Origin of the sequence: Magnetovibrio sp. PR-2 (genome assembly GCF_036689815.1) — a bacterium.
Classification (GTDB): Bacteria; Pseudomonadota; Alphaproteobacteria; order Rhodospirillales; family Magnetovibrionaceae; genus Magnetovibrio.
Genome location: NZ_JBAHUR010000003.1, coordinates 59,456 through 85,524, shown reverse-complemented (window position 1 = coordinate 85,524; position 26,069 = coordinate 59,456). Strand labels below are relative to the sequence as shown.

The 26,069-nt window shown below is 56.4% G+C and carries 27 protein-coding genes; 12 read left to right on the top strand and 15 right to left on the bottom strand.

Translation table 11 applies throughout. The annotated features are described in order from the left end of the window. Nucleotides 1-74: 74 nt before the first annotated feature. Nucleotides 75-830 (bottom strand): SAM hydrolase/SAM-dependent halogenase family protein, encoded by a 756-nt coding sequence (locus tag V5T82_RS05230; RefSeq protein WP_332894554.1) that lies wholly within the window; start codon nucleotides 828-830, stop codon nucleotides 75-77. A 114-nt stretch (nucleotides 831-944) separates the two neighbouring features. Further along, nucleotides 945-1,868 (bottom strand): RNA polymerase sigma factor RpoH, encoded by a 924-nt coding sequence (gene rpoH / locus V5T82_RS05225; protein ID WP_332894553.1) that lies wholly within the window; start codon nucleotides 1,866-1,868, stop codon nucleotides 945-947. 573 nt (nucleotides 1,869-2,441) lie between these two features. Here rpoH and ispH point away from each other — a divergent pair. Beyond that, complete coding sequence (gene ispH / locus V5T82_RS05220) at nucleotides 2,442-3,398, top strand: 4-hydroxy-3-methylbut-2-enyl diphosphate reductase (RefSeq protein ID WP_332894552.1); 957 nt, start codon at nucleotides 2,442-2,444, stop codon at nucleotides 3,396-3,398. A gap of 22 nt (nucleotides 3,399-3,420) precedes the next feature. Here the strand turns inward: ispH and hpnE are convergent, their stop codons facing one another. From hpnE to V5T82_RS05195, 5 genes are all read right to left on the bottom strand, one after another. Next, nucleotides 3,421-4,677 (bottom strand): hydroxysqualene dehydroxylase HpnE, encoded by a 1,257-nt coding sequence (gene hpnE / locus V5T82_RS05215; RefSeq protein WP_332894551.1) that lies wholly within the window; start codon nucleotides 4,675-4,677, stop codon nucleotides 3,421-3,423. Nucleotide 4,678: 1 nt separating this feature from the next. Beyond that, nucleotides 4,679-5,524, bottom strand: a complete 846-nt coding sequence (gene hpnD, locus V5T82_RS05210; RefSeq protein WP_332894550.1) for a presqualene diphosphate synthase HpnD — start codon at nucleotides 5,522-5,524, stop codon at nucleotides 4,679-4,681. A gap of 18 nt (nucleotides 5,525-5,542) precedes the next feature. Next, nucleotides 5,543-6,349, bottom strand: a complete 807-nt coding sequence (locus V5T82_RS05205; RefSeq protein ID WP_332894549.1) for a squalene/phytoene synthase family protein — start codon at nucleotides 6,347-6,349, stop codon at nucleotides 5,543-5,545. Between the two features lie 23 nt (nucleotides 6,350-6,372). Beyond that, the gene (locus tag V5T82_RS05200) at nucleotides 6,373-7,002 is read right to left on the bottom strand and encodes an MlaC/ttg2D family ABC transporter substrate-binding protein (protein ID WP_332894548.1); all 630 of its coding nucleotides are present in this window, start codon (nucleotides 7,000-7,002) and stop codon (nucleotides 6,373-6,375) included. Nucleotides 7,003-7,158: 156 nt separating this feature from the next. Continuing rightward, on the bottom strand, nucleotides 7,159-7,509 hold the full coding sequence (locus V5T82_RS05195; RefSeq protein WP_332894547.1) for an arsenate reductase: 351 nt from the start codon (nucleotides 7,507-7,509) through the stop codon (nucleotides 7,159-7,161). 87 nt (nucleotides 7,510-7,596) lie between these two features. Here V5T82_RS05195 and yaaA point away from each other — a divergent pair, with 87 nt between their 5' ends. Beyond that, nucleotides 7,597-8,457: a peroxide stress protein YaaA gene (gene yaaA / locus V5T82_RS05190; RefSeq protein ID WP_332894546.1), complete on the top strand. Its 861-nt coding sequence runs from the start codon at nucleotides 7,597-7,599 to the stop codon at nucleotides 8,455-8,457. Here the strand turns inward: yaaA and V5T82_RS05185 are convergent. Next, nucleotides 8,412-10,883 (bottom strand): ABC transporter permease, encoded by a 2,472-nt coding sequence (locus tag V5T82_RS05185; RefSeq protein WP_332894545.1) that lies wholly within the window; start codon nucleotides 10,881-10,883, stop codon nucleotides 8,412-8,414. The genes yaaA and V5T82_RS05185 overlap by 46 nt on opposite strands. 115 nt (nucleotides 10,884-10,998) lie before the next feature. Next, a complete protein-coding gene (locus V5T82_RS05180; RefSeq protein ID WP_332894544.1) occupies nucleotides 10,999-11,436 on the bottom strand; it encodes a CBS domain-containing protein in 438 nt (145 codons plus the stop codon). 181 nt (nucleotides 11,437-11,617) lie between these two features. Between V5T82_RS05180 and V5T82_RS05175 the strand changes: the two genes are divergently transcribed. The 5 genes from V5T82_RS05175 (at nucleotide 11,618) to V5T82_RS05155 (ending at nucleotide 15,875) form a co-directional block, all read left to right on the top strand. Then, nucleotides 11,618-11,962, top strand: coding sequence for a TraR/DksA family transcriptional regulator (locus tag V5T82_RS05175; protein ID WP_332894543.1), 345 nt, complete (start codon nucleotides 11,618-11,620; stop codon nucleotides 11,960-11,962). Between the two features lie 11 nt (nucleotides 11,963-11,973). Then, complete coding sequence (locus V5T82_RS05170) at nucleotides 11,974-13,200, top strand: MFS transporter (protein WP_332894542.1); 1,227 nt, start codon at nucleotides 11,974-11,976, stop codon at nucleotides 13,198-13,200. A gap of 301 nt (nucleotides 13,201-13,501) precedes the next feature. Next, complete coding sequence (locus V5T82_RS05165) at nucleotides 13,502-14,263, top strand: PhoH family protein (protein WP_332894541.1); 762 nt, start codon at nucleotides 13,502-13,504, stop codon at nucleotides 14,261-14,263. A gap of 153 nt (nucleotides 14,264-14,416) precedes the next feature. Further along, nucleotides 14,417-15,022: a BON domain-containing protein gene (locus V5T82_RS05160; RefSeq protein WP_332894540.1), complete on the top strand. Its 606-nt coding sequence runs from the start codon at nucleotides 14,417-14,419 to the stop codon at nucleotides 15,020-15,022. A 4-nt stretch (nucleotides 15,023-15,026) separates the two neighbouring features. Then, nucleotides 15,027-15,875, top strand: coding sequence for an FG-GAP repeat domain-containing protein (locus V5T82_RS05155; RefSeq protein ID WP_332894539.1), 849 nt, complete (start codon nucleotides 15,027-15,029; stop codon nucleotides 15,873-15,875). On the opposite strand, the gene V5T82_RS05150 is transcribed toward V5T82_RS05155, so the two are convergent. Beyond that, nucleotides 15,872-16,573: a Crp/Fnr family transcriptional regulator gene (locus tag V5T82_RS05150; RefSeq protein ID WP_332894538.1), complete on the bottom strand. Its 702-nt coding sequence runs from the start codon at nucleotides 16,571-16,573 to the stop codon at nucleotides 15,872-15,874. The genes V5T82_RS05155 and V5T82_RS05150 overlap by 4 nt on opposite strands. Nucleotides 16,574-16,724: 151 nt before the next feature. Between V5T82_RS05150 and V5T82_RS05145 the strand changes: the two genes are divergently transcribed. Next, a complete protein-coding gene (locus V5T82_RS05145) occupies nucleotides 16,725-17,513 on the top strand; it encodes an alpha/beta hydrolase family protein (protein ID WP_332894537.1) in 789 nt (262 codons plus the stop codon). Between the two features lie 6 nt (nucleotides 17,514-17,519). On the opposite strand, the gene V5T82_RS05140 is transcribed toward V5T82_RS05145, so the two are convergent. The 3 genes from V5T82_RS05140 to V5T82_RS05130 form a co-directional block, all read right to left on the bottom strand. Then, nucleotides 17,520-17,870, bottom strand: a complete 351-nt coding sequence (locus V5T82_RS05140; protein ID WP_332894536.1) for a hypothetical protein — start codon at nucleotides 17,868-17,870, stop codon at nucleotides 17,520-17,522. A gap of 14 nt (nucleotides 17,871-17,884) precedes the next feature. After that, on the bottom strand, nucleotides 17,885-18,766 hold the full coding sequence (locus V5T82_RS05135; protein ID WP_332894535.1) for an NAD(P)-dependent oxidoreductase: 882 nt from the start codon (nucleotides 18,764-18,766) through the stop codon (nucleotides 17,885-17,887). Between the two features lie 135 nt (nucleotides 18,767-18,901). Next, entirely contained in the window at nucleotides 18,902-20,491 is a 1,590-nt protein-coding gene (locus V5T82_RS05130) for a peptide chain release factor 3 (RefSeq protein ID WP_332894534.1), read from the bottom strand. Between the two features lie 160 nt (nucleotides 20,492-20,651). Here V5T82_RS05130 and V5T82_RS05125 point away from each other — a divergent pair, with 160 nt between their 5' ends. Continuing rightward, nucleotides 20,652-20,864, top strand: a complete 213-nt coding sequence (locus V5T82_RS05125; RefSeq protein WP_332894533.1) for a hypothetical protein — start codon at nucleotides 20,652-20,654, stop codon at nucleotides 20,862-20,864. A gap of 78 nt (nucleotides 20,865-20,942) precedes the next feature. After that, entirely contained in the window at nucleotides 20,943-21,131 is a 189-nt protein-coding gene (locus V5T82_RS05120) for a hypothetical protein (RefSeq protein ID WP_332894532.1), read from the top strand. Nucleotides 21,132-21,144: 13 nt separating this feature from the next. Here the strand turns inward: V5T82_RS05120 and V5T82_RS05115 are convergent, their stop codons facing one another. Next, nucleotides 21,145-21,837, bottom strand: coding sequence for a transglutaminase-like cysteine peptidase (locus V5T82_RS05115; protein WP_332894531.1), 693 nt, complete (start codon nucleotides 21,835-21,837; stop codon nucleotides 21,145-21,147). Nucleotides 21,838-21,994: 157 nt separating this feature from the next. Here V5T82_RS05115 and V5T82_RS05110 point away from each other — a divergent pair, with 157 nt between their 5' ends. Continuing rightward, nucleotides 21,995-24,271 (top strand): HD domain-containing phosphohydrolase, encoded by a 2,277-nt coding sequence (locus tag V5T82_RS05110; RefSeq protein WP_332894530.1) that lies wholly within the window; start codon nucleotides 21,995-21,997, stop codon nucleotides 24,269-24,271. Between the two features lie 29 nt (nucleotides 24,272-24,300). Here the strand turns inward: V5T82_RS05110 and V5T82_RS05105 are convergent, their stop codons facing one another. After that, complete coding sequence (locus V5T82_RS05105) at nucleotides 24,301-24,507, bottom strand: hypothetical protein (protein ID WP_332894529.1); 207 nt, start codon at nucleotides 24,505-24,507, stop codon at nucleotides 24,301-24,303. A gap of 126 nt (nucleotides 24,508-24,633) precedes the next feature. Between V5T82_RS05105 and V5T82_RS05100 the strand changes: the two genes are divergently transcribed. Further along, on the top strand, nucleotides 24,634-26,019 hold the full coding sequence (locus tag V5T82_RS05100; RefSeq protein WP_332894528.1) for a tetratricopeptide repeat protein: 1,386 nt from the start codon (nucleotides 24,634-24,636) through the stop codon (nucleotides 26,017-26,019). The last annotated feature ends 50 nt before the right edge of the window (nucleotides 26,020-26,069 follow it).

Below are 26,069 nucleotides of genomic sequence, written 5' to 3'. Positions count from 1 at the left end.
GGGTTGAGATTTTAAATATATGCCATGCGGCTGAAGTGTAACGCATTTTCGCTACGAAAAGAAAGTGACGGTCGTCACAGTTTGGTGATTTTTATTGAGCTTCCCACGCCAATCCCTAAGATTTCCTCTGCACGCCCCAAATTTGCGGAAATTTCTAGCAATCCTATGGCATTTTCATAGACAAATAAGGCACCGGGCTCCACATCAGCAAAGGTTCTGGCCCGTGGAATAATCTTGCCGGCTGCCTCAATTAAGTCTTCATCGTTTAAACGGGAAAAGCGAAGGCCTGTCATGAGGTTGCCAAACCCGTCGGCATAGATGATTTGCGCTAAATTGTCTGAGAATTCAGGGTGACGGATGTGGCTCAAGGGCACCAATCTGAGACCTTGAATGCCGTCGTCCCCAGCCAAAGCCAGTCCGGCCGCGACCGGAGAGAATAAGTCGCGTCCGTGAAAGCTTGCAGAGAGCTGTGGCGGCTGCCAGGTGATCTCGAACACCTCTGCATCGTCCCAGCGCCTCAGCACGTGTTCAAACAACCCGTTCAAGGGGCCGACAAACCAGCGCCCCCCTGCGCGCACCACACCGGGCTTGCGCTCGTGCGAGCCGACGCCTGGATCCACCACACAGACGAACACGCTGCCCAACGGAAAGTCATCCGCATGCGCCGCCAACAAAATCGCGCCTGCCTGAACGTCGTGGGCAGGCACGTCGTGCATCAGATCGATGATGGGGTGGTTGGGTGCGTCTTGGCCCAGCTCTTCGACCAACCGCCCCTTCATCTGCCCGGTGTAGGGCAGACCAAAGTCGCAAAAGAGAATAATGGGGTTCACAGGTGATTCCATAAATTCGATTATCGGCAAGGACTTGCCAATTACCAAACAAAAACGGCGCACCGCCATTGGTGCGCCGTTCGTTCAGGGGGGGGTACTGGGGGTTCACAGGACTTAAGCCGGCATAAACGCCGCATCAAGTGCCTCCTCGGCGTCTTGTTCACGCTTGGTCATGGCTTCGGTCATGAATTTTTGGACCTTAGCAAAGGCACGTGCTTCCAATTGGCGCACACGTTCGCGTGATACGCCGAAGTGTTGGCCTAGCTCTTCCAACGTGATCGGGTCGTCTTTGAGACGGCGTTCGGTCAGGATGTAGCGTTCGCGATCGTCCAGCTCCACCATAGCGTCGCGCAGCATTTCCGACTGCAGGCCGCGTTCTTCGCTGGAGCCGTAAGTCTCTTCCGGCGAAGCACCTTCGTATTCCAGCATATCTTGATGTTCGAGGGTGGCGCCGCCTTCGTCGTTGCCGACTGGAGCGTTGAGGCTCATGTCTTTGGATGACAGACGACGGTTCATATTGACGATGTCGTGCTCTTTGATGTCCAGGTCTTCAGACAGAAGCTTCGCTTGTTCCGGGCTCAGTTCGCCATTGTCTTGAATGCCTAAGCGCTTTTTGTGACGACGCAGGCTGAAGAACAGCTTTTTCTGGGCCGCCACGGTGCCCATTTTGACCATGGACCACGAGCGCAAAACGTATTCGGTGATCGACGCTTTGATCCACCACATGGCATAGGTGGACAGGCGGAAGCCGCGTTCGGGCTCAAATTTCTTAACGGCCTTCATCAGGCCAATATTGCCTTCCGACACAAGATCGGCGACCGGCAAACCATATCCGCGGTACCCCATGGCGATTTTAACGACCAAGCGCAGGTGCGACGTGACCAGCGCGTGCGCGGCGTCGACATCTTGCTCATCGCGCCACTTTTCAGCAAGCGCGCGTTCGTCCTCGGCTTTAAGCACGGGGTACGACCAAGCTTCTTTGAAATAGCGCGAAAGGCCATTTTCAGTTACGGCGGTGGGTAGGTTCATTGCGGTCATGGCGAGTTATACTCCCAAATTACAAATATGACTGTCGTCAGAAACAAATGTGATCAAAAACCTTCAAACGCGTGGGCGTTGAGTATTCTTACGAATACGGACTGGCTTTAGATCAGCTTGCTGTAAAAGGAAAAACGCCGGGACGGCCAAAGTCGCAGTGAGTGCGAACAAAAGATATGACGTCAACATGGCTATCCTCCTTCGAAGCAATAGTCCTGACTTAAACTTGTTTCCGGTCCCCTCCGTTCCTTGAGAGCGATTATCGCCCACAAATCATGGCAACAGAGTGGCAAAAGCACGGCTTAACAAGCTTGATCCGCCTTTTTCGGCCGGATCACCGCTCACTCAAGACCCGATGCCTCAAGCGAACTGATCGGCCCCAATTGGGCACCGATAGCGCTAATATACAAAATAGCTGAGCTACGTCAAGGGTTTTATCACTACGCTATTGGCAAAAGTCTATACTTACTAAGGGTTATTCGCCCCCTTGGTATCGCTTTAATGTGATGAAAGCCCCCTTTTCAGCGCTCGAAAAGCGCTGTATGGTCGCCCAACTTGCTCACTGGAGGCCCCTTGGACACCCAACCTCACCCCCCGCTGAAGATTATCCTGGCCCAACCGCGCGGCTTTTGCGCCGGTGTGGACCGCGCTATAGCCATCGTCAAAAAGGCGTTGGAGAAATATGGCGCACCCGTCTATGTGCGCCACGAAATCGTGCACAATCAGTTTGTGGTGGATGAGTTGAGGGACATGGGCGCTGTCTTTGTGCAGGAACTGGACGAAGTCCCTGACGGCGCCCACACCATTTTCAGTGCCCATGGGGTATCCGATGCCGTTGAGGACGAAGCCAAACGCCGCGCGCTGCCCTACATCGATGCGGCGTGCCCGTTGGTCACCAAAGTCCACCGCCAAGGCCAAAACCATTCCGCTAAGGGCGACGTGGTGGTGCTGATCGGCCATGCCGGTCATGCTGAGGTCGAAGGCACCCTGGGCCGCATTCCCGGCGAAACCCGCGTTGTGGGCACCGTAGAGGACGTTGAGGCCCTGGACCTGCCCTCTGACACGCCCATGGCCTATGTGACCCAAACGACGCTCAGCGTGGACGACACCCGCGACATTATCGTAGCCTTGGAAGCCCATTACCCTCAGGTCCAAGGTCCCGCGCTGGATGACATCTGCTACGCCACCCAAAACCGTCAACAGGCCGTGCGCGAATTGGCCTGCAAAACCAAGAGTGTCGATTTGGTGCTTGTCATCGGTGGCCAGCACAGCTCGAATTCCAAGCGGCTGCGTGAAATCGGCGAATCCTGTGGGGTTCAAAGTTATCTCATCGACAACGCCCAAGACTTCGACCCGCAGTGGTTGGACGGGGTGAACGCTGTCGGCATTACGGCAGGCGCGTCAGCCCCGGATGTGTTGGTGCAAGGTGTGATCGATTACTTAGGCACCCTGCGCACCACCACCGTCGAGCTGCTCACCGGGATTGAAGAAAACATGCACTTCAAGTTACCGCCGGAGTTGCGGGACTAAGCGCCTCACACCCAAGCCCCCCTCACCCCGCCAACACAGCCTCCGCCGCCAGCCGTCCGGACTTCACCGCGCCCTCCAACGTCGCAGGCAGGCCTGTGTCGGTCCAGTCGCCAGCCAGATAGAGGTTGTCCCAAGACGTCCGCGTCCCCGGTCTCAGCGCCAAGTTCTCAGGCGTGGCCGCAAACGTGGCGCGGCGTTCTTTGATGACGCGGTAGTCCGGGATATCTCCGTAAAGCCCGTCCACCTGCACCACTTCGGGCCAAAGCGCGTGGGCGATGGCGTCGAGGTCTTTGTCCATCCAAGCCTTAGCATCACTTAACGTCACCGACGCGACGCAGCCGCGCAACTGCACCCATTCGCACGCACCGCCAATCAGGCCGACCAAGCGCGGCGCGGCCACGGGTGTGCTGAGTTTGTAGTGCACGTTCAAAATCGCATGGGCGCCTTCGGGCTTGGGCACGCCGGGGACCAAGTCGGAAATGTGTTGGGGCGGTGTGGCGACGATGACTTGATCGCCGTTGCCCAAAACTTCGGCCGCCGTGGCAAAGCGCACGCTTTTCACGCGCCCGCCGTCGGTCTCCAACCCCGTGATGCGCCGTCCGAAATGAAGCGCAGCCCCCTTGTCTTTCAAATACGCCACCGCCGGGTCCACCAGCGCCGCCCCCAGGCCGTCCGGCGCCAACACAGGGCGGGCATACTTGCCGCCCTTTATGACGGTCAGTTCCAACACCCGCCACAGCAACTGCGCCGCCCCCACATCCGGCGCGGCGTTGAGTACACTGTTGCACATGGGCGCCCAAAAGGTTTCAAACAAAGGCGTGTCTGTGGCAACGCATGCAGAAACTGTTTTCCCCTGCCCGCGTTTTAAGGCCCGCACATCAGAGACGAACTGGCGCAAGGAGAACCCCGGGGGCTGGCGGTCTTTGCTCAACAGCCAACGCACCATAGCCCAGCGCCCTGCACCCGCGCCTAAGTCAACGGACCACGTCTGGCCGTTTTTAACATGCATGAAGTCGAAAGCTGCGCGCGCCTGGGGAGCCAATGCCGCATCACCGCCCACCAAGCGGGCATAGTCCCTGACCTCTGTATTGCCGCTCAAGATCAAGTGGGTGCCGTTGTCGATGGTGGCGCCCATGGTTTCGTCGAAAAAACTGCGACACCGCCCCCCGGCATGCTTTGCGGTTTCGTGAAGACGGGCCTGCACCCCTGCTTCGGCCAGGCGCACAGCAGCGGACAGTCCTGCCACACCCGCACCGATGATGTGCACGCACGGGGCCATGTCAAAGCAATCCGTGATACAACGCCAGCCACAGCTTTTGCCATTTGGGCAGCTTGACAGGCGTTGCGATGTTGCTGAGGCCGCGGGCCTGCAAGCGGTCCAAGACACGCTCATAAACCGCCATCATCACCCGCGCGGGGCGGGTTTTGGCTTTGTCCAAGTGCGCCAAGGCCGCACGCGCTTGGCTGAAATGGTCGCGTGCTTGCGCCGCCAACTGATCCAAAACCGTTTGAACATGCGGGTCGGCGAAAACGTCTTGAGGGTTATCGGAGGCGATGCCTGCGGCGTTGAGCATGGTGAGCGGCAGATAGAGCCTGCCGCGTTCAGCATCTTCACCCAAATCGCGCAAAATATTGGTGATTTGCAGCCCCCGGCCTAAGTGGTGTGCGAGGCGGTCCGCCTCAGGGCCTTCGACACCGAAGACCTTATCAGACAGGCGGCCCACAGCGGAGGCGACACGGTCGATGTAGAGATCGAATTGGGCTTCGTCAGCAATGCGCACCCGTGCATGGGCATCCATTTCCATGCCGTCGATAACCGCCATCAAATCCGCCTTGTTCAGCCCATAAGCATGGACCACCTGGTGTAAGCACGACAGCTCAGCACGGGGTTGAGCGTCTGTGTAAAGCCTCTCCACAGTATGCCGCCAATCTTCCAAACGCTGCATTTTTGTATTGCTGGCATCGAACCCATCGGCAATGTCGTCAACCTCGCGACAAAAGCCGTAGACCACGAACATGGCTTCGCGTTGGGCCTTGGGCATCAAGCGCATGGCCCAATAAAATGAGCTATTCACCGCTTTTCCGGCGGTGGGATGGTCACAGGCTGGTGCGGCGGTTTGGTTCATGCGCGTCTTTTACCCCACTCACGCCCGAAGCGCACCCCAGATAAATCGTAAAGCCATTTCCGGCTTGGACAGCTCAACCCTGTGCATCAACGGGTCGTTCGTCTTCAAGGCCCGGCTCAGCGCTTTGGCAATGGCTAAAATCCCCGCCGCTTCCCGGGCCAGCGCACGCGAGCGGATCACACGCGAAGCCGGTTGGGCCAAAACCAAAAGTGCGTCGACTTTGCTCAGCATCTGCTGTCTCACCGCCGAAAGGGCGGGTGTAGACTTGGCTTGCTTTAAGTCCTCCACCAAGACCCCTGCGTCCGCCATCCAATCCGCAGGCACATAAACCCGGTCCATGGTGACGGCATCGGCACGGATGTCTTGGATGTGGTTGAGAATTTGCAATGCGGCACACAGCGCGTCCGATGCACGATAGTCGTCATCGCAGCCGCCCAACAAATCGATCAGATAGCGCCCCACGGGTGCTGCGGACAGCTGACAATACGCCATCAACGCCGCCCAGTCGTTGGTGCGCGGGTGCTGTGCATCCCACATAAAGGCTTTCAGCAAGTCATGGGCATGGCGCGGCGAAACCTCCGTGTCGCGTAAGGATTGAGCCAACGCCCCTTCCCCCGCCAACACTTGTGCATCAAGGGCGCGCAGTTGGTTTAGTTTGTCTTCAGCACTGAGATGTGGCGCATCGGCGATATCGTCAGCAGCGCGGGCAAACGCATAAAACGTCATCACATGCGGCCTGGACCACGCCGGCAAAAGACGAGAGGCCACGGGGAAATTTTCATCCCCGTGGCCTTTCGATTGTGTCGTGGTTTGGTGCGTAGGCATAACGCCCCCACCGTTTGAGAGGTTTACTTGGTCAAAGAATCAAGCTTTTTGCGCAACACAGCGTTCAAGCCACTGACCTTGCCGCCATTGGAGCGGATGACTGAGGTGAATTCTTTGCGTTGAGACTGGCTCATGGAAATGCCTTCGACGTGGACATCAATGATTTTATAGATATCCGACTTGTTGCGCACGCGCCAGTTCACACGAATGGGATCACCCCCGCTGGGACGGTTAATTTCAGAAAAGACGATGGAATCTTTGCCCGGGTCAGACACGGTTTTGACCACATGGATCTGTTCGCCAGAATACTGATCAAAGCGTTCCACATAGCTGACGACAACGTACTCTTCGAAAAGCTTCAGGTACTCTTGTTTTTCCGTGTCGCTGGCTTTTTTCCAATAGCGGCCCAAAACCCACTTGCCGATGAACGGCACGTCGAAGTTTGAACCGAACAATTCGTGGAACCGCTCAATGCGTTGCTCACGGGTCACATCCTTCGCGGTTAAGGCCTGGACGGCTTGATCCGCCAAACCTTGAATAAAGTCTTGAGCGGCCGTGTCCGCACTCTGTGTCGTGTTTGCAGACACGGGCGCTGTAAATAAGGCTAGCCCGCAAACCAACAAAATCGTTAATACCAAACGCCGATACATCATTCTTCTATAGCCCCTCTGAGACTTCCACTCTAGATCATCAAAACGCGCCCACTGCCTTTATATATAGGCATCCATTGGTTTTGATTGGACCGGATCATAAAATCTTGAACGTCGAATTGCAATTGTACTCATGCATAAGTGTGCACGAATAATAGTCTAGTCCTTTTTGCTTAACCGAGCCTGAACAGCAGGGGTAAAGCCGTTCAATACCAAGTCTTTAACCTCGAATACCGGACGCTTAACCAAGGTTGGGGAGGCGCACATCAATTCAACCGATGACGTCTCATTCAGACTATTTTTTTTGTTTTCGTCCAATTGTTTCCATGTGGTGGAGCGTTTGTTGAGCACCGATTCCCACCCCAAGGCCTCTACCCAGCGGCTCACTTTGGCCGCTTCCAGCCCGTCTTCGCGCACGTCGTGGAAGGTGTGTTCCAGGCCTTGAGCGTCCAACCATTTGAGCGCTTTACGCACCGTATCGCAGTTTTTGATGCCGTAGACATTGATCATGATCAAGAAGGTTCCTTTTGCAAAACTCGATCAAATTGGTAACCTGCCCCTTGCTTTTGAACAAGTCTAAGATTGGGACGAACAACCATGCTTGCTGTGATTTCTCCGGCCAAACGTCTGAATTTAAAAGAGTGGGACCGCGATATGGCGGGGCTGAGCACGCCGGATTTTCCCGACGATGCGACCAAGCTCGCCAAATTGACGGGAAAGCTTGATACGTCGGAGATGGAAAAGCTGATGCACATCAGCGAAAAACAAGCGGGTTTGGTCAAGGACTATTACTCGGTCTTTGCCTTTCCCCACACGCCCGACAACGCAAAACCCGCGTGCTGGATGTTTTCGGGCGACACGTATGTGGGCCTTGAAGCCGAAACATTAAGCGCGGATGAGCTCGACTATGCACAAGACCACTTGGTCATTTTGAACGGCCTTTATGGCAAGCTGCGCCCGCTCGATCTGGTGCGTCCGCACCGTCTCGACATGGGCACGAAGCTCAAAAACCCCAAGGGCAAGACGCTCTACGATTATTGGGAAAGCCGTTTGTCCCAAGCCATCATCGACCAAGCCAAAGCGCAAAAGACCAAGACCGTTGTATGTTTGGCTAGCGTCGAATACTTCAAAGCCGCGAAGATCGAAGAGCTGCGAGACGCGGGCCTGCGTGTCATCACGCCCAATTTCAAAGAAATCCGCGACAATGGTGACATCAAGACCATGAGCTTGTTCGTCAAACGCGCACGCGGCTCCATGGCGCGCTGGATCGTGCAAAATGAAATCACCGATGTGGAAAAGCTGAAAGACTTCAATGAAGGCGGCTACACCTTCCAACCCGGAGCGTCTGAGGGCGATGAGTGGACCTTTGCCCGTCCGCAACCGCCGAAGAAAACCGCACCGAAAAAGTCGGCTCAAAGCCCACGGTTGCGCAAGAAGCGCGCGGGCGCTGCTCCATAAGCCCCCCAAGTGGCGGCCAATCCTACTGCCACCGTCACACTGATCGCCATCGCCGCCAATTCCAAAGCCGATGAGAGACTGACCTGCCAGCCTGAAAGCTTGGCCGCCTTCGCCACACCCCCGGCCATGGCAAGTCCCAAAGGTGTAGCCACCAGCGCCACCATGACCCCCAAAACACTGAATTCCACCACCAGTTGGCCCATCAATTGGCCTTGGCGCGCACCCAGGACTTTAAACAGCATGGCGTCGTTCATACGTTCTCCCAGCCCCTGTAAAACGCTGCCGGCCAAAACGATCAGGGCCGCCACGCCTGTGACGACAGACGCCACACGCAAACCCTCAATGATCACGTCCACCACCGTGGCGATGGCGCTCAACACGCCTGCGACCTCGATGGTGGGAGCATCGGGGTAATTGTCGCGAATGCGGGCTTTCAGAGCCTCGGCATATCCGGCTTTTGCCGTTAAGCTCATAGCATACACATGCGGTATGCCTTCAAAGGCTTTGTCATTGCCGATGATGGGAAAGTCGAGTTGCAGCTGGGTCCAATCCATGGTCTCAAGCTCGACCACCTGACCTTGGGCGAGGTGGCCGGAGACATTGAGGGTGAGCTTATCGCCAACCCGCAGGCCCACGGCGTCGGCAAAACCTTGATCCACGATAAAGGCAGGCCCTTTGGCGGAAAACAAGGAGTCATCAAACGACACACCGCGATCGCCCCGAACAACCCATTTATACCCTGCAGGAATATTGAGCGAACGCACAGGCTGGCCTTTGATGCTTTGGACGCGGGCATGCAAAAATGGTCCAACGTCGATTTTGTCTAACCCTTCCCAGGCCAGCATGTCGTCACTGATATCCAGAGATTGCCATTTCGGCAGGGAAAACAAAACCAGATCGGGGGACGCGCTGGGCAGCGTGGCTTGCACGTGACGCTCAGCCGCACCTTCGACACCGTCCAACGCCACCAACAACGTCAGGCACAAGCCCAGCGCCATGACCACAGGCCCCGTGGGCGCGCCTGCGCGCGATAAGTTCCCAAGCGCCAAACGCCCCGTCTGCCCGGTCCGTCCACGAGACTTAAACACCTTGGCCAGCTTGCCCAGCGCTTTACCCAAGGCCCAATAGATCAACGCCAAGACCAAGCCAGCCAGCAAAAACACAACGCTGAGCAGTGGCATGGGCGAAACCCAAAACAGCACCGCAACAATCAGGCCCGCCAACACACCTGCACCGAGCCAACCGCCTTTGCTCAACTTCCACGACGGGGTGGTGAAGCGTTCGCGCAGCAATTCCCGTGTGGAGACGGAGCGTGCATGCATCAGCGGCCACCAGGCAAACAACAACGCCACCAACAAGCCGAACAAAAAGGCGCTGAGCAAGGGCGCCAGCGGTGGTGTCGACGCCAAGACAAAGGGCAATTGATCTGCAAAAGCAGCGGTGACAAAGCTCGGCCCCAATGCACCAACGCCAACGCCTATGAGCGCACCAAGCCCCGCCCCTGCGCCCAACTCCAACCCCAGCGCCAGGGTGATCACATTGGGCGGGGTGCCGATGCTTTTCAAAATGGCGATGGTGTCCATCTTGGCATCCAAATGGGCCTTCACCGCGCCGCCGACACCTGCACCGCCCACCAACATCACACCTAAACCAATGAACAGCAACAGAACATGGACAATGGACAACACGCGACTTAAACCAGGGACACCTTGCTGGGCGTTGACCATACGCCAACCCGAATTGGGAAACTGACTTTCGATTTGACTTTGCAAGCCCCCAGCATCCGTGCCTTGGGGAAGTTTGACGCGGGTGTAGAAATAGACTTCTGCGCCGGGTTCCACCAAGCCCGTTTGCGCCAGTGCGTTGATATCGACCATCACCCGGGGGCCCAAAGTAAACGCCCGAAAGGCGCGGTCGGGCTCACCCACCAATTTGGCGCGCAGTTGAAACCGGGCTTGGCCGATGGAAATCCAATCACCCACATCCAGCTGCAAGTCTTCGAATAAAGCTTGGTCCGCCAGCGCGCCATTGTCTTCCAGCAACTGGGCATGGGGCGCTTGGGGGATGGTTTTCAAATCCCCATAGAGCGGATAAGCCCCATCAACGCCTTTCAGCTCCACCAGCGCCGAACGGTTGACCACCCGCACCATGGGGCGTAGCTCCGCCGTCAGGCTGGTTTCGCCTAGTGCGGAAATGGCGTCAAATTCTTCTGCGGAAGGTGCGCGGTGAAACAAGCGAAAAGACAAATCGCCACCCACCGCCTCCAAGGCCCCTTGGCTGGCACCGTCGCGCAGCATCTGGGTGCTTGCCCCCACAAAGGCGATGGCGGCCACGCCGATAAGCACGCCAGAGACCAGAAGCAAGAACGTGCGCCAACGCGCTTTCAGCGCGCCGCGAAGATCACGGCGCGCGATATGAAAGGCCAAGAGTATATCTTGGAACAGATTTGTTCGCTTCAGACCCGTCACGCTTTTGTCCCGCTCAATCCATCAGGCAAACAGGATGGCGCGAAGGGTCTGGCTTGTCCAGCGGTCTGGATGCTTATTGATAGCCCGTGCCGCTGATGTATTGCTGCATTTGCGCCGCATCGATTTTGCATTCGGCCAAGCTGTGCTTGATCAAGTCACCGATACTGACAACGCCCACAACCTTATTGTCGTCTTTCACCAAGACATGGCGCGTGCGCCGTTCGGTCATGATGTCGCGAACCGTTTCCAGATCGTCGTCTGGACTGACGGAAACCACGTTTTGCGTCATGATTTCAGATATCGGCGACGTGCAAATTTCACCAATGTCGGCCACGGCTTGAACGATGTCGCGTTCTGACACGGTGCCGACGTGGTTTTGGTTGCTGTCGGTCACGATGGCAAAGCCGATGCGTTCGTTTTTAAAGAGCTGCGCAACCTTTTGAATGCTGTCGCTTTCAAGCGCGCAAATGAGTTCTGGGCCTTTTTCATCCAAAATGGATTTCACAAACATTTTTGCTTACCTCCAATAGCAATAGGACAGTGCCCCCCTCGAGTTCCCTTTTACCTCCATATCATACCTTATGTGGTGACGAAAACGCCGAAACCCAAGGCATTTTGTAATTTGCCCGCTCCACACATTTCGGCTTAGAATGGAAGTTCTTGAGTTCATTACCTTTAGGGCACCCGCCGACATGAGCCAACTCGACCCCAAAACCGTGCGCAAACGCTTGCAAGATGAGCGCAAAGCGCTGCTGCACGACGCTGAAATCAGCGCCGAAGAACGCGACGTTGTGGTCTTGGATCAAACCAGCGTCGGGCGGCTGTCGCGCATGGACGCCCTTCAAAACCAAGCCATGCAGGTTGAAACCGAGCGCCGCCGCGAGGTGGAATTGGCGCGTATTGACGCCGCCCTGAAACGCCTCGACGAAGACGAATACGGCTACTGCGTGTCGTGCGGGGAAGACATTCAGCCCAAACGCCTGGAGATGGACCCGGCCACGCCTGTGTGCATCGACTGCGCGCACAAAGCCGACTGAGCCCACGGTCCATGAACTCCCTGACTTTCTTAATCGAAAACCGTCGTTTTTTGGCGTTTGGATTGGCCTGTACGTTAGTGAGCAACTTCGGCCAAACGTTTTTCATTGCCCTGTTCGGGGATCATGTTCGCGCCGAATTCAACCTAAGCCACGGCGACTTCGCAGCCATCTATGGCCTTGCGACACTTGTCAGCGCCGCCATTATCCTGTGGGCGGGACGTCAAATCGATAAGGTGGACTTGCGTCTATATACTTCCGTCGTTTTAGCTGGCTTGTCTGTTTCGGCAGGTGTGTTTGCCCTGTCAACGGGCCCACTGGTCTTGGGACTTGCGTTTGTGGGGCTGAGATTGTTTGGACAAGGTCTTTTGCGTCACACGGCTGTCGTCAGCATGGCACGCTACTTCGACGCGGCCAGGGGGCGTGCGGTCAGTGTGGTCGGGTTGGGCTACCCCATCGCCGAAGCCACCTTCCCCGCCCTTCTGGTCATCCTCTTGGCCAGTCTCAGTTGGCGCGAAGCTTGGGGCGTGTTTGCGCTCTATGTCGGTGTGCTGCACCTACCGTTGGTGCTTTGGCTGCTCAAAGGCCATGGTGTGCGCCACGCAAAGCTGGAAAAGAAGCTCAAAGAAAGCGGCGATGACGACGCACCGTTGACCCAGCGCGCTTTGCTTGCCGATTGGCGCTTTGTCACCATTGTGCCCGCAGCCTTGATGGGACCGTTTGTCATGACAGGCATTTTCTTCCACCAATTGGCCCTGGCAGACGCCAAGGGCTGGACCATGGAGCTGTTGGCCGCAAGCTTCCCGGTGTTCGCAGCGTCAACCGTGATCACCAACTTGATCACCGGATGGCTGGTCGACCGCCAAGGACCAGGGCGCATATTGCCTGTTTTTGTTTTACCCATTGGTCTGTGTCTGTTGGTCATCGCCACCATGGATCAAACGTGGTCGGTTCCGCTGTACATGATGTTGGGCGGGCTGACCGTGGGCTCGAGCTCGGTCCTCATTTCAGCGGCGTGGGCTGAGACCTATGGCGTGCGTCATTTGGGTACGATTCGCTCCCTCACATCGTCTCTTGCCGTCGTTTCAACGGCACTTGCGCCCGTTTTGGTGGGAGAGTTGTTGGATATTGGAACAAACTTTTCCGCCATTGCTTTTGGTGCCGCAGCCCTTGTGTTTGCTAGCGCTGTGTTGATTCTCGCCCCGGCCAAACGACTGCGCGAAGAGGCGACGCAGGCGTAAAAGAAAACTTTCTTTAACTTCTATTTTGATAGAATGAGCTCATCGGTCGATTCGCTTTGAGGAGAGATCAACGCCATGCCAAATACACTTGGCCCCGTTCTAGGAATAGGACATGAAACTAGCCCACCGCCTCTTGGAGGCGCGCCGGGACGTTTCGACCCCGGCGTAACGGCAACGGCATTTTCTCCTGCGTTCCTCGCAACCGATTCTTCAGTCAGCACATCTACAAAACGCTCCCACTTCGGGGGCGTTTGTCGTTTGAGCACTCTGCAACATTTTGTTCACATTTTCGGAGAGTACCATGGGTAAGAAATCACGCCGCCATCAGTCTTCAGCAGCCAGTGCTGACGTCCACGCCCTCTATCCGCAAGACAGCAAATGGGACCCGTTAAAAGGCGATGGAGATCGCTACGGCAACGGCGATGAACAGCGCGACCAACGCTATGTCAAAAATGTCTCCCCCCGATCCGAAGGCCAAAAACAACTGATGGAAGCCATTGACCAACACAACTTGGTGATGGCGCTTGGCCCCGCAGGCACCGGCAAAACATACCTTGCCATCGCCAAGGCGGTTGAAGCCTTTGAAAAAGGACAAGTGGGCCGCATCGTGCTCACCCGCCCCGCCGTCGAAGCCGGCGAAAGTTTGGGTTTCTTGCCCGGCGAAATGGAAGACAAAATCGCCCCGTATCTGCGCCCCTTGTTCGACAGCCTCACGGACCGCATGGGCGGGCGCAGCCTCAAGACCATGATGAAAAACGGCGAGATCGAAATCGCTCCGGTCGGTTTCATGCGCGGCCGCACGCTCAACAACGCCTTTGTGGTTATCGACGAAGCCCAGAACTGTACCTACACACAAATCAAGATGCTACTGACGCGTATGGGCTGGCATTCGACCATGGTGGTCACGGGTGATCCGGACCAATCGGATCTGCTGCCCGGCATTTCCGGACTGGCAGACATTTCCCACAAATTGGAAAAGCTCGACACCGTCGGTGTTGTGCGCCTCAAAGACGAAGACGTAGTCCGCCACCCCTTGGTCGCGGAAATGCTCGGCGTGATTTAAGTTTCCTCCCAAAGCCTCTTGCACACACAAAGAAGCCCTCGGCCCTCCCGCCGGGGGTTTTCTTTTGCAGGGCTTTCCTTATTGAAACCAGCCCCGCCCTACCCCACACTATAGACACCTGTATTTTTGGGATTCGTTTTTGAGGATTTATTCATGCGCACTTTGATCTTGAGCACCGCCCTTGTGGCTTCCCTGTCTGTCGCGGCTTCGGCCCAGGCGATTGAGTTTAACCCACTGTCCTACGTCAAAGGCGCGGTCGAGGCCGTGGTCGAAGACCGCAGCACCGGCGACATCGCCAAAGATGCTGAAATCAAAACAAAAATGACCGCTGCGATCATTGACGGTATGGGCTCGGACGTGTTGTCGGTCAACATCGACGCTTACGAACAAGTCATCATGCTGACGGGCATTGTTGAGACGGCGGACCTGAAAGCCCAAGCGACCAACATCGCGCGCAACGTCGAAGGGGTGAAGAAGCTCTACAACGAAATGCTGGTGATCCCCAAGGTCGAACAAGACAAAGGCATGGTTGAAGGTTTGGTGGACGACACCGTCGTTGAAACCAAAATCAACGCCCAGCTCTTGGACGCCAAGGGCGTGAACGTCACCAACTTCCGCTGGCGTTCGCTCCACGGCAATGTCTTCTTGTTTGGTCGCGCCTTGAGCGCAGCCGAACTCACCAAAGCTGTCGGCGTGGTCAAAGACATCGAAGGTGTCAAACACGTCACCAACCGCGTGATGGTCAAACCCAAAGGCTAAATCTATGCGACGTCTCACGGCTATTGTCTTGAGCCTCGGCCTGAGTTTTCAGGCCGCTCAGGCAATGGAGCGTGAGAACCGCCTACCGGACGGCACCGTCACCGAAGGCCAAAACGATATCCGCAAGGCTTGGCTGTCGCAACCCACCACACGCTATGGCCATGGCGTGTTGGGTGACGCCATCGAAGCCGGGGCTCTTTCCGTTGTCACCCGCAAGGGCCAGCTCCTCACCCTCACCTTGCCGCAAAACGCCGTGTTCGAAGACCGCCATGCACGCTTGGCCGACATTGACGGCGATGGACGAGATGAAATCATCGTCGTGAAGTCCACGAAATCGGGCGGCGGCGCCCTGGTCATCGCCGGCGTGCGTGAAGACCGTTTGAAAGTTTTGGCGCAAACGCCGCACATCGGTCGGCCAAACCGCTGGCTCAATCCCATTGGTATGGGGGATTTTGACGGTGATGGCGAAAATGAGCTGGCGTATGTGGAAACACCGCACATTGGCGGGACGCTGCGGATTGTGAAATGGCAGGGCGACAAGCTGGTTCAGACGGCCCACGCCTCCGGCTTTTCCAATCATGCCATCGGTTCGAACCAGCTCAAGCTGGCCGGGATTGTCGATTTTTACAAAGACGGCAGCCCCGAATTGGTGGTGCCGGGCCCGTCAAGGCTGGTCTTGCGCATCGTCTCTTTCGAAGGTGGCGTGTTTCAGGAAATCGAACGCGCCTATCTAGATGCCCCCATCGTCGAAATGCGCACCGATTACGCTTTTTTCGGGGCTTTGGTCGCGGTGCAAGCCAATGGCCGCACGGCGACGTTGCACTTAAAAAGTCTCAAAAACAGCCACCGTTAAACTTCCGTTGCCATGTGCTTGAGACGCGCGAGGTCCAATATTTCCAACTTACCAGGACTGCGCCGGGTGACTTCGGCTTGCAACAGTTGAGACAATGCCCGCGTCACCGTTTCCTTGGACGTCGAGGCCATGGCGCACAGCCGTTCATGGTTGGGCATGTCGGAAATTTCCCACGTCCCCGCCTTGGTCGGCTTGTCGTCAACCAAGTCCAAGAGCTTCAAATAGACCCGCTGCACACCAGAAAAGGAACTCACCTCGGCAAGCTTTTGGTTGGAAGAGCGCACCACCGTGGCAAAGCTTTCCAAGATTTTAACGGCGATTTGGCGGTGTTCCAAAATCAAATTCAAAAACAACGCCCGATCCGCCACCGCGACCACACCGTCCGCCAAGGCAAACACGTCGGCCGAGCGCCCACTGCGATCAATGGCAGCGATTTCGCCGAACCAGCCGCCTTCGGGAACTTTGGAATAAAAGACGTTCACACCTTGGTCGTCTTGCACGATGCGCACTTCGCCGCGCACCACAAAAAAGACTTCGTTGTGGTCCGAGCCCCGCTCGGCCAACACGTCGCCTTTTTTCATGGTCCGAAACGCACATCGCCCCGCAAATTCATGGAAGACCGCATCATCCAGGCCGATCAACAGATCGTTGACCCGCAACAATTCCAAATCGTTTGGCTTCATCAATGCTTCTGTCAAAACCGCGCCCCCCGCTGGACAACTCACGTCTTGCAGGCCAGTTTATCATACCCAATCAGAAACTCACCCCTTTCATGCGCTCCTCCAATTGATCATATGATTAAGGGCTGCTATGGTCTGTTCAACATTCATGGCTTTGGGGGAAGTGGAAATGTTGAAATCCACCATTTTGGTCCTTTGTCTTTTGTTTGCGCCGACGCATGCGTGGGCGTTGGACAGCACCATCGAAAAGATGGAAGGACGCGGCACAACGCAGCAAGAAACCTTGATCGTCACGCCCGATGGGGACATCCACGCCGCCGTTATCTTGATCCCAGGCGGCAAGGGCATCACCACGTTCAAGGGCCGCGCACCCACCGCCAAGGTCGTCAAAGGCGCCAACAACGCCTTGATCCGCAACCGCGAACTGTACGCCAAGGCCGGACTTCTGACCGCCGTGTTTGCCCCGCCACCGAGCCATTCCAAGATCATGGGGGATGTTCGCACCACGCCGGAACACGCCGAGGACATCGCCGTCCTGGTCAAACACCTGAAAGCCAAAACGAACGGCAAGCCGGTGTGGATCGTGGGCACATCCATGGGCTCGATCTCTGCGGCGCACGCCGCGATTTCGATCCCGGATGTGGATGGCATCGTGTTGACGGCAAGCGTTTCCTTACCGACCAAAATCGGCGGCACGCCCGTGCAGGACCAAGACGTCGGACAAATCACCGATCCGGTTTTGATCGTGCATCATGAAAAAGATGGCTGCTACGCCACACCGTACGAAGGGGCCGCCAAAATCCAAGCGGCCATGAGCCGCGCCACCCCCGTCCAACTCATCACCATGTCGGGCGGGGAAGACCGGGGTAATCCGTGCAAGGCATCGGGCTATCACGGCTTCAGCGGTTTGGACCGGGACGTGACAGCGAAAATCGCCGCGTTCATCATCGCCCACTAAGGGGCGTTACTTCGCCGCTTCGACGGCCTGCCACAGGCGTTGCTCTTGTTCTTTGAGTTGATCATAGCGCCGCTCCAGCTGCTTATCCCAGCCGTGTGCGACGATGGCGTCGGCCATCTGTTCTTTGACTTGGGCAAGCTGCTGCAAAACGCCGATGAGGCGCTGGGCGTCTGCGCGGGCATGAGGGGGAAGTGAAGACAGAGCCGCACGCACATTGGCCGCATGTTGGTGATATTCATCAGCGGTGGCGAGGAAATCTTGCGCCGCCGCCGTCGCGTCGCCGTCGCGTTCCGCCTGAACAGACACGGGAGCGACCAAACACAAAGCCAGCACAAGTCCTCTTAAAATTGCTGTCATCAATCGTCTCCACATCAATCCTTCTGGGATGCCTGGACGACACGCATCACCGCGCTTTCGTTGGCATCGCCCATGCCTTGAGAGATGGTAGCACGGAAACATTCGGCTGCATGCTGGAACATTGGGGCCGCACACCCCAGATTCTGAGCCATATACGCCCCATAGCCCGCATCCTTACCCCGCCAGCGCGCGGCAAAACGCACGTCGTCGTGATCGTCTTGGGCCATGCGAGGCGCAATGTAGCTGGTCATGGGGCTTGCCACCGAACCGTTGCCCAGTGCATCAGCCACGGTGTCGAGATCCAACCCCGCGCGCTTGGCCACCTCCATACCCTCCGCCACCGCAACGGCTTGGATGGCACCAATGGTATTGACGATAAGCTTGTACGCCGTGCCCGCACCCACAGGGCCGAAGTGATAGATCCGTTTGGCGTAAGCGTTCAAGACGGGCTCAGCCGTTTGCAGGGTGTCGGCCTCCCCGCCCACCAGCATGGTGAGCTGCCCACTGTTGGCACCCGGCGGGCCGCCTGTTACGGGACAATCAAGAAACCGCAAACCAGCATTCACACATGTCTCGCCCAACGCTACCATCCAATTACGCGACACGGTGGTGCTTTCGATGGCGATGGCGGAGGGTTTGAGCGCGCCCGACAAAATTCCGTCTTCGCCCAGCCACACGCTTTCAGATGCCTCATCTCCGCCGACGATGGTGATGATCACGTCGGCACCAGACGCGCAGGCGCCAGGTGTCTCGGCTGGTTCTGCACCAGCATCCACCAAAGGTTTCAACTTATCGGAAGAACGGTTCCACACCGTCACGTCGTAGCCAGCCTTGATCAAATTCAAAGCCATGCCCCGCCCCATAAGGCCGAGACCGAGAAATGCGATTTTTGTCATGTGTGCCCTCATTCACCTTTCGTTTGTGGCGAGGGTAAACAGCACACGATTGATCGACAAGCCCGGAGGCCAAGTGACACAAAAACTTAACGAACACCACCATCACCCCTGCGAAGGCAGGAGCGGCGTTAGGAGCTAACCCAACGACTGCTCTTTCGTCTTCAACAACTCCACCGTCGGAAAATCCTCTACCGCTTTGTTCAGGTGCCAGGCGTTGCGGGCCATGTAGACGGGGTCGCCGTCGTGGTCTTCGCCCATGGCGCCCCGGTTGGCGTCTTGGAATTTTTTGATGTCCGCGTCGTCGCCCGACAACCAGCGTGCAGTATAGAGTTCCGTCGGTTCAAAGTGCACCGGCACTTCAAACTCTGTACGGATGCGGTCGGCCAGGACTTCGAATTGCAGTGGGCCGACGACGCCCACGACCCAGTCGGAGCCGATCATGGGTTTGAACACACTCGCCCCGCCCTCTTCCGCAATCTGTTGCAGGGCCTTGCCCAGGTGCTTGGCTTTGAGCGGGTCTTCGGGACGGGCCTTTTGCAGGTGTTCCGGGGCGAAGCTTGGCACGCCGGTATAGCGGATGTCTTCCGACTCTGACAAGGTGTCCCCAATCCGCAAGTTTCCGTGGTTGGGGATGCCGATAATATCGCCTGCGACGGCTTCTTCCGCGACTTCGCGGTCTTGGGCCAAGAACAGAACCGGGTTGTGCAGGTTGATCACTTTGCCCGAGCGCATGTGCTTCAACTTCATGCCGCGTTTGAAGTGGCCGGAGTTGATGCGCATGAACGCAATGCGGTCGCGGTGTTTGGGATCCATGTTGGCTTGGATCTTAAAGACCACGCCCGTGACTTTCTTTTCGTCCGGCTCCACCATACGCGAGAGGCTCGGTTGCGGACGTGGGCTGGGTGCATTTTTCTGCAAGCCTTCCAACAGTTCGCGCACACCGAAGTTGTTCACAGCAGAGCCAAAGAACACCGGGGTCATGGTGCCGTCCAAAAACGCTTGATGATCAAATTCAGGGCACAGACCGCGGGCCATTTCCACGTCTTCGCGCAGCTTGGTGACAGCATGATCCGGCAGCAACTCGTCGAGCTTGGGATCATCCAGGCCTTCGACCTTGATGCCCGCGCCCACCGTTTCACCCTTGGAGCGTTCCATCAAAATCAGCTGGTCGTTGAGCAAGTCGTAACAGCCCAAAAATTCGCGCCCCATACCGATGGGCAAGGTCGCCGGCGTCACATCCAAGGCCAAATTCTGCTCAATTTCGTCCAAGATATCGAAGGTTTCGCGGCTTTCGCGGTCCATCTTGTTGACGAATGTGGTGATGGGCATGTCGCGCAGACGGCACACTTCGAACAGCTTCTTGGTCTGGCTTTCCACACCCTTGGCACCATCAATCACCATCACCGCACTGTCCACAGCAGTTAGGGTGCGATACGTGTCTTCGGAAAAATCTTCGTGGCCTGGGGTGTCGAGCAGGTTGAACGTCTGCTCCCCATAATCAAACGTCATGACGGACGACGCCACCGAGATGCCGCGTTCTTGCTCCACCTTCATCCAGTCGGACCGCGCACGCCGTGCGTCGCCGCGCGCTTTCACCGCACCGGCCATCTGAATGGCACCGCCGAACAGCAGCAGCTTTTCGGTCAGGGTTGTTTTACCCGCATCCGGGTGCGCGATGATGGCGAACGTACGCCGATTTTCGATGGAATTGACGAGATGATTCATGGTGTCTCGAAATCGTTCAGTTGAGTTGGGGCGAACATAGGCAATTCCCGCAAAAACACCAGAAAAATCAGCCGCTCTGCCCTCATCCATTTGACGGATTACCCCGTTTGTTAAAAAGTCGTACAATTCAAGTCCCCCAACACCATAAAACGGGTAGATCATGGCCGATACAGCACACGACCAACGCCACCAAAGTCGCCGGGAAGAAGAAGAACGCCGCCATTTAGAAGGGCGCCGCGTGACCGAAGTAAGACGCAAAACCTATGCGGCTCACGAGCCCGAGCAACGCTCAGGCCGTGACCGCCGTGAAAGCGCCGAGCGCCGCCTCGATATCCGCCGCGCGGAGCAAGAACGCCGCGAAAACCAACCCTAAAGGATACACTTGCCCCACAACCGCATTAATACTAAAGCTTGCAAGGGGCGCTGAAGGATTCTTCGAGGCTATAGACACATGAACCAGATTTTGAAGGTCGAGGGTGACAATCGCCATCTCTCTGACCGACGCCAATGCCATTCCCGCCGTTTAGCCGACGACCGCCGTGAAGACCCGCTCTTGCTGGATGCGGAACGCCGTCGCTTGGGTGATCGCCGCAGTAGCGAAGATCGCCGCTCCGGCCGTGACCGCCGCTTAGAAGGTTGATTTCGCAGAAAACTTAGCCTGCCGGGATGTGCTTCCACCACGCACTTTGGTTGATGGAAAACACCGGTAAGTAGTGCTTTATTTTGGACGCAGGCATGACCTGTTTGATTTGATTGTCCAAAACGTAGGGCTTTCCCTTGTAAAACACCACCAAGATCGCGTGACCGATTTTCAGGTTGAGATCTTTCACCGCCACCACGCGCAAATCGTCTTCATTATAGCCGAGCAACCGCAACGACATGTATTTGGCGATGGCGTAGTCCTCACAATCACCGAACTTCGACATAAATTCGCCGGGCGTCGCCCAGTAGTCTTTTTTACCCCAATTCACCGGGTCGGTGATGTAGGGCGCACGGTTCATATAGTCGTTGATCTCGCGAATTTGGATGACCAGCTTTTTGCCCTTTAGGCCTTTGAGAAACTTGATCCATTTCTCAAAATTACATTTGTTCATCTCTTTGTCGCCGCACTTTCCCTCTTTCTGCGCGGCTTTTTCGCGGGTGTAGCGTTCCAACGCGCTGTTCCACTTCTTAAACGCTTTCATTTTGGTGGATTTTTTTGCCGTGGTGTCGAAAAAGCTGGGTTCGGCAGCCGCAAGCGCGTCTGCACACGTGAACAGCCACACGCCAAGCACAACGAAGCACAACCCCCGCAAGAGGCTGCGGGGCTGGGTTGAACACCGTGTTTCTGGCGCAAGAAGCGGCATGCAACGCGTTCCTGTTCGAGGGTCGTTATTATTCTGTGATTAATATATAGGTGCGCTCGCCCACAGCAAAGTGATATTCCCCTTTGCCAGAATCGCGGATTATCGGTAGAGTCCTCAAATCGTTGAATTATAGCCAGCAACGCACGGGGAGATCACGGTGCCTGACGACGTGAGCGAAAATACCGACAACGAAGAGCGTGAAAAGAAGCTCGAGAACGTCAAACGGCCTATGAACAAGTTTGTTTTCATCGGCTTGATCTTGATGATCGCTGCGGTTGGCGGCTCAATTTTTGCGGCCTTCAAATTCGTCGAAGATGAACGCGCCCGCTCCTTGCAGGAATGGCAAATTCGTTTGGGCATTGTGGGGGATTCCCGCTCCGCCGCCATCAACGACTGGATCGACGACAATTTCTCTACCATGCGCGAACTGGCGGAAAACGCGTCGCTGCAGCTCTATATGAGCGAAATTGCCGCGGCCAAAAACCCCACCGCAGTCGAAGAAGACCCGATGATGGCGGAACTGGGCGGCGATGAGTTGGAAGCCGAAATGGAAGGCGACGACCCGTTTGGCGGCAGCGCAGGCGAAGCCGAGGCCACGTATCTGCGCAATATCTTGACCGCAACAGCGGAGCGCACCGGGTTTAAACCGCCCGTAGAGGCAGCTGCCGTATCCGCCAACATCGAACGCGCAGGCGTCGCTGGTTTGGGCCTGATTGACGCTGAGGGCATGCCTGTGGCGTCTTCTCCGGGCATGCCGCCGATGATTGGCCGTTTGAAAGAAGCCGGGCTCAAAGCCCTTCAAGGTGAGCCGCAGGTGATCGACATTTACATCGGCTCTTCCGGTCTGCCGACCATCGGCTTTGCCTTGCCCGTCTATGGCATTCAAGACGACAGCGGCGCCAAAGGCATTGGTGCTGTCATCGGCATGAAAATCGTCGATGAGACGCTCTATTCTAAACTGGTGCAGCCGGGCGAGACATCCGAAACGTCGGAAACGTATCTGGTGCGCAGACAAGGGGCGACCATTGAATACCTCTCCCCCCTGGCTGACGGCACGCCGCCGCTAAAGCGCAAGCTGGCCTTGGACACCCCGAACTTAGCTGGGGCCTACGCCGTCGAAACTCCGGGCGGCTTTGCCGTCAAGCGCGATTACCATGGCGAAGAAGTCTTGATGTCTTCGCGTTCCATCGCAGGTGCGCCGTGGTCATTGATCCGCAAGATCAATTACGTCGAAGCCTTGGCAGAAACGGAAACCCGTCTCAACACCTTGATGACGGTGTTTATCTTGATCATCGTTGGTGTAACCGTCGCTGTGTTTGCGGTGTGGCGACACGGCTCGTCGTTGCGTGCGACACAGGCCGCGCAAAACTTTAAGGTTTCGTCTGAACGGTTCGAGAACCTGTCGAAATTCATGAACCTGATTTCCAACGCACAGCCCGCAGGCATCGTCTCTGTGGGGCGTGACACGGTCTACACCTACGCCAACGAACCGGCTGCGAAGTTCGCCGGCATTAAAGCCGAAGACATGCTGGGCAAAACCATGGCAGCTGTCATTGGCCCGATCCAAGCCAACGTCTACGCCGAAATCAACGACAAGATCATCAAAGAGTTCAAACACAACGAAGACCGCGATGCTTGCCGGGAAATGCACATCAACACGTTTGGGGATGATGATGATGACGAACAAGAGGATCTGTTGGTGATCAAGTCCGATCACATCCCTTTGCGTGGTGACCTCGATCACGAACCCGGCGTGTTGATGATCTTGGAAGACATCACCGAACTCACCCGCGAAAGGCGGCGTTCGGAAAAAATGCTGCGCCAATTGATCGACACGCTGGTCAGCGTGGTTGATCGCCGCGATCCGTTCTCCGCCAACCACTCATCCCACGTCGCCGAAGTCGCCCGCGCCATCGCCGAAGAAATGCACTTAGACGAAGTCACAGCCAAGACCGTCGATATCGCAGGCAGCTTGATGAACCTGGGCAAAATCTTTATTCCGGCCGAACTGCTCACCAAAACGGGCGACCTGACCCCAGAAGAACGCCAGACCCTGATGTCGAGCTATTTGGTGTCTGTGGACTTACTCCAAGACGTGACCTTTGAAGGTCCCGTGGTGGACACCATCCGCGATATGGGCGAAACCTGGGACGGCCACGGCCCCTTAGGCAAAACTGAAGAAGACATCCTGATATCCGCTCGTATCCTGGCCGTCGCCAACGCCTTTGTCGGCATGGCGTCGGCGCGTGCTTATCGCGATGCCATGCCGTTTGAAAAAGTCTCCGATATTTTGTTGGGGGATACGGGCAGCAAGTTTGACAGGAAGCCTGTTTCCGCTTTGATCAATTTCTTGGAAAACCGCGAAGGCAAAGACAAGTGGGCACACTACCGCGTGCGTCCAAAACTGGAACGCGACGAAAACCCGCTGGAATAGCGGCTAGCCTGTCCGCGTTTCATTGATCATTACATCAACGTGATGCCCTCAACCACGTAACCGTGATCGCTGGGATAACGTTCTTCCACTTTCGCCAAGGCTCTGGTTTCGTCTGCGGCCTTGATCTCGACATAGTGGCTATCACCCCAGTCATCGCTGAGCTGGCGGTGATGCAAACCTTCGCGTACCCGCGCGCGGACGGCTTCATTATAGAGGACGACTTCGAAGGTCAACATAGGCGTACTCCTTTTCACGCCTGCCATTAGAGCACACAGGCATGGCCTCGCCTGTGATTGACGTCACTCACCATTATACTCCGTTTTGAACTATTCTCCTATGCGAAGCCATAGTATTCTCAGCCTATGGAACTGAATGTCACCCTACGCCCACAGAAGAAAAAAACAAAGCCGTCCAAGGCCGTTTTGGATCTGCTGAAAAGCCGGGCCAAGGGGTATGAAAAAGATAAGGATTTCGCTCAAGCCGCTGAGATGTGGAAGCTACTGAGTGAGCATCGCCCAAGCTACGCCTATGGCTGGTCGCGGTTGGGGCACAATCTTTATCTCGCTGGCGCTTTCGACGATGCCCGCCCTGCCCTTGAGCGCGCGGTTAAGCTGAACCCGGATGCTCGCATGGCGCACTTGATGCTGTCCGCCCTCTTATTTCGCCACGGTGAAGAACAGGCTGGACGATCCGTCATAACCGATTTTTACCAGCGCGTCCCCCTGAAAGCCGGGAAAGGTGTGGACGGCAAAACCCCATCTCTTTTGCGCGTCGACGGCGTGACGGGTGTGCGCCCCCTCACGGGACCCGTCCCCAAAACGCCTTACGTGCGCCGACGTGGCGGACACTTTCAGACCAAACATCTGTTCAAAGACGAAGTCATCCCCCGCCATTACTTAACCATGGCCTCCAGCCAAGCGCCCAACGTCGCCATTCCTCAGGACGTTGGTTTGATCCTCAACACCATTGCCGATCCCGACATTGAAGACGAAGCCTTGTTGGGGCTGGAGCATTTTCTTGAAGGCTATAACGGGCCCATCATCAATCGTCCCGCAGCCGTGCGCGCCACCACACGCGACGAGAATCACTTCCGCTTTAAAGACGCTGAAGACATTGAGTTCCCGGGCACCCTGAGACTTCACAAGGACAAACAATCCGCACAAGAGCTCGACAAACAAATCCACAAGAACGGCATCCAATACCCCTACATTTTTCGCATCGCCGGACTTCACAAAGGCCAAGGTTTGGTCTTGGTCAGAACGCTGAGCGACTTAGACCAGTTCCTGGCAAGGTACCCTGCTCCTGCCGACATCTACGCCATTCAGTTCATCGATGTGCGTCATTTGGACGGCTACTTTCACAAGTACCGCATGTTTAGCATCGACGGCGCCCTCTACCCGGTCGTCTGCCACATCGACACGGAATGGATGGTGCATGGACGAAACCGCATGACGTTGATGAAACACCACCCGTGGATGATGCATCATGAAGAAGCCTTCATGAACGACCCGCGCGCGCACTTAGGCCCTTCGGTCATGGGTAAGGTCGAGGCATTGGCCAAACAGATCGATTTAGAGTTTTTTGGCTTCGACTTCGCCATACACGAAGACGGCCGCGTTTTGATCTACGAGCTCAACCCCGCCATGCGCCACAAATACGACTACGCCGACACCTTCCCCTACATGCGCCCGGGGTTGGAGCGCATCACCCAAGCCTTTACCGACATGGTGCATAAACACCTCACATAAACAAAAACGGCGCTTTCCATTTCAGAAAGCGCCGTTTTGTTTAGAGGGGC